Source organism: Blastococcus sp. CCUG 61487, assembly GCF_005222955.1.
In the GTDB taxonomy this organism is placed as follows: domain Bacteria; phylum Actinomycetota; class Actinomycetes; order Mycobacteriales; family Geodermatophilaceae; genus Blastococcus.
The window spans coordinates 289-881 of record NZ_LWUA01000023.1; the positions used below are offsets into that span (position 1 = coordinate 289).

A 593-nucleotide genomic window follows, 5' to 3' on the forward strand; every position below is an offset into this window, starting at 1 on the left:
GGCCGCCGAGGAGTACGGCGTCGACCTGCCCACCCTCGTCGCCGAGTACGGGCCCGCCGCGCCGGTCCCGCCGTCGCCGGCCGAGGAGGCGGCGGCCGAAGCCGCGGGGGAGCCCGCACCCGAGCCCACCGCCTACGACCGCGCTGTCCAGGAGCGACGGGCCGCCCGCGCGGAGCGCGACCTCGCCACGCTGGGCAAGGTCAACCCGCTGGCCCTGGAGGAGTTCGCGGCGCTGGAGGAACGGCACACGTTCCTCGCCACGCAGCTCGAGGACCTGAAGGCCACCCGCCGTGACCTGCTGACCGTCGTCCGCGAGGTCGACGAGCGGATCCACGACGTGTTCGCCTCGGCCTACGAGGACGTCGCCCGCGAGTTCGAGCAGGTCTTCGCCACCCTCTTCCCGGGCGGCCAGGGCCGGCTGGTGCTCACCGAGCCCGACAGCATGCTCACCACCGGCATCGAGGTGGAGGCGCGGCCGCCGGGCAAGAAGGTGAAGCGGTTGTCGCTGCTCTCCGGTGGCGAGCGGTCGCTCACCGCCGTCGCGCTGCTCGTGGCGATCTTCCGCGCGCGGCCGTCGCCGTTCTACGTGCTCG

1 pseudogene is annotated in these 593 nt (G+C 74.4%); it reads left to right on the top strand.

Annotated elements, in window-relative coordinates:
- A pseudogene (locus tag A6V29_RS02360) lies at window positions 1-593 on the top strand (chromosome segregation protein SMC); the annotation flags it as partial.